We start from the raw sequence: 2,635 nt of genomic DNA, 5'->3' as shown, positions 1-2,635 counted from the left end.
CTTCGTCAGTTGTCGCAAACTTAACGATAGGAGGATAATGGGATGCTGGCAAGTGTCTCTTTTCTTTGCAATTAGTTAAGCATTTTTATGCTGCAATGTTCGGCACTTTTAGTATGCAATATACAGCCACATAGGCTTCTACGGGTGTAGTCACAGTTTTGATGTCACCCGAGCGTCGCCCCGTAACTTATCGATCTTTTAAAGTCAAATTTCTTATTTTTTGATTGTTATTTATGAATTATTCTGTATTTATAATCACAAATCGGTTAAAATGTTAATAATATATCATATCCTTTTGAAAGTGAGGTTTAGTGATGGCGAAAACACCCTTCACTCCTGAGAATTTGCCTCTAACCAGTGAACGAATTAACCAGTTAACGTTCCTTCGGGAATTAATTGAGGCTAACAAAAAAGTTGCCCAGTATCAAGTGTTACTTCAAAACACTAAGTTACCTTCCCATTTATTGCTGAACCCTGTAATGCTCAATGAAGCGGTACAGTCAACTAAAATTGAAGGTACCCAAGTTACTCTTGATGAGGTTCTAGAAGTTGAAGCACAGAGCAGAAAAAACAATAAGGACATACAAGAGGTACTTAACTACTATCATGCACTACGAGATGGAATGGATAAATTGGCTGTTCTGCCGATCTCCACACGACTTTTTAAAGCAATGCACGTCACACTAATGTCAAATGGTGTTCGCGGGAGCAATCGTTCCCCTGGTGAGTATAGGAAAATCCAAAATTTTATCGGTCCAGAAGGTTGCACGTTGGAAACAGCAACATACGTCCCTCCTCAACCCCAGCTAGTCGATACTTATATGAATAATCTAGAGGTATATATTAATAATCCTCAAGATCAACTTGATGAACTCATTCGAGCTGCTATTATACACGCACAATTTGAGACTATCCATCCATTTCTCGATGGAAATGGGCGAATTGGTCGCATTTTGATCCCATTGTACTTATTTAATAAGAAAGTCATTGATTATCCAAATTTCTTTTTAAGTGAAGCTTTGGAAAGGGATAAGCATAAATATTATCGATTTCTTAATGACACAAGATATAAAGGCGACTGGAATCAATGGATCCACTTTTTCTTAGAAGCTATAACACTCCAAGCAAACAAAAATATTCAATTAATCAATGATGTTAACCAATTGTATGAGCATGATTTAAACTTAGCTCAATCTTTAATTAACAGTAGTGGTGTAAAAAAATTAATCGATGCTATATACCAAAAGCCTATTTTCACAGTCCATACAATTTCCTCTGCCGCAGATATCTCAGAAGCCACCTGCAGAAGATATCTATCTATTTTGGAGTTGCAAAGGGTCATATTTTCCGACGGAAAACAGCGGTCAAAAACCTATTATTATTACAATCTCCTTGACAAGTTGCGTTGATAAATCACTGCCATAAATTAATATTCACTCAATATTGAGTATGGAAACGAAGCCACCGCCTTGTGTTCTCCTTCCCATAAAGAAAGAGCACCGTTTCCGGTGCTCTCACTGGTACTACTGATGGAGACGAGGGGAGTCGAACCCCGAGGTCGTTCGCTATGCTCACTCCCGCGGCTAACGCCGTGTCCGAACGCCACACGCGGAGTGAGTCACAGTTTTGATGTCACGAAAATAATTTTATTGCATCATCTGGGATACAGGGTGTCGTTTTAGCTTATCCAATCTCTGCAGTGTTGTATCACTAAGGCCCACATTTTTAATAAAGCGATATACCTGATCAACTACTGATCTATTTCTATCCACGTTGATCGAGTTAGCAAAAGTAGCAATGAATATGAAATCTTGTTCTAACTCCCTAGTCCTAAGCTCAGCTCTCTGTTCTAACTCAACACTCTTACCATTAATATCAGCCACACCGTCGTCATACTCCTGCCTAGTGATGTATCTATCTATAAACCACGCCGCCTCTTCATATCTATATCCTTCGCCTTCGTATATCCCAAATCTAGGCATAGGGCTACATTGCAAGAGTATGTATTGATGATCGTATGAATCGTCCTTCTTGATCCAGATCTCTTCTATGCTATGTTCACCATAATCGATAAGCCAGGTATTATCATGAAGATGTCTTATTGGCTGATTTATAGGGCAGTCAGCAGATCCCTGAGTCCACCAAAGCAACAGTTCCTCACACTTTGCCGCTACCAGCTCCATTATGTAGTTAATCTTTTCTTTATCTACGATACGTATTACTCCCCTCTTTCCTGGACAAGCAAGTCTAATTATCTTATCAAATTCCCTTAATACTCTAAGTACCCTATCCTCCTCTGTTTCACGGTTAACTTGAGGCTTTAGCGCACTCTTTATTAATTTCGATAGTTCAGTAGTATCTTGAGGTCTTTTTGAGGGATCTTGTTGCAACAATAGATCTACTACAGAATCTAGTGGAGCAAAGGATTCCTCTATACTGGCCAGTTGAGTCCTCCCAAGCCCTCTTACGGGGGAATCTGTTACTAGCCATTGAATTAACTGACCTAATGTGTGAATGTCAATGAAAAAGTTGACCACTGCGCTAATCAAAAAGTTGACCACCCGGGCAAAATGAAAACCACAGCTATGTGGTTAATTTTTTCATGAGCGCAAGGCTTGCATGCTCTGCTTGAAGC

Annotated in this window: 2 protein-coding genes; one reads left to right on the top strand and one right to left on the bottom strand. The window is 39.5% G+C overall.

Annotated elements, in window-relative coordinates; genetic code table 11:
* The first annotated feature begins 314 nt into the window (after positions 1-314).
* A complete protein-coding gene (locus tag EYB31_RS39855; RefSeq protein WP_131019136.1) occupies positions 315-1,409 on the top strand; it encodes a Fic family protein in 1,095 nt (364 codons plus the stop codon).
* A 237-nt stretch (positions 1,410-1,646) separates the two neighbouring features.
* On the opposite strand, the gene EYB31_RS39850 is transcribed toward EYB31_RS39855, so the two are convergent.
* Positions 1,647-2,549: a hypothetical protein gene (locus EYB31_RS39850; protein ID WP_131019135.1), complete on the bottom strand. Its 903-nt coding sequence runs from the start codon at positions 2,547-2,549 to the stop codon at positions 1,647-1,649.
* Positions 2,550-2,635 lie beyond the last annotated feature (86 nt).

The organism is Paenibacillus thalictri (assembly GCF_004307995.1).
Lineage (GTDB): Bacteria > Bacillota > Bacilli > Paenibacillales > NBRC-103111 > Paenibacillus_AF > Paenibacillus_AF thalictri.
This window is presented reverse-complemented; position numbering and strand designations above follow the sequence as displayed.

Coding starts and splice junctions, on each gene's coding strand:
- EYB31_RS39855 (WP_131019136.1), top strand. CDS start 315: ATGGCGAAAACACCCTTCACTCCTGAGAATTTGCCTCTAACCAGTGAA.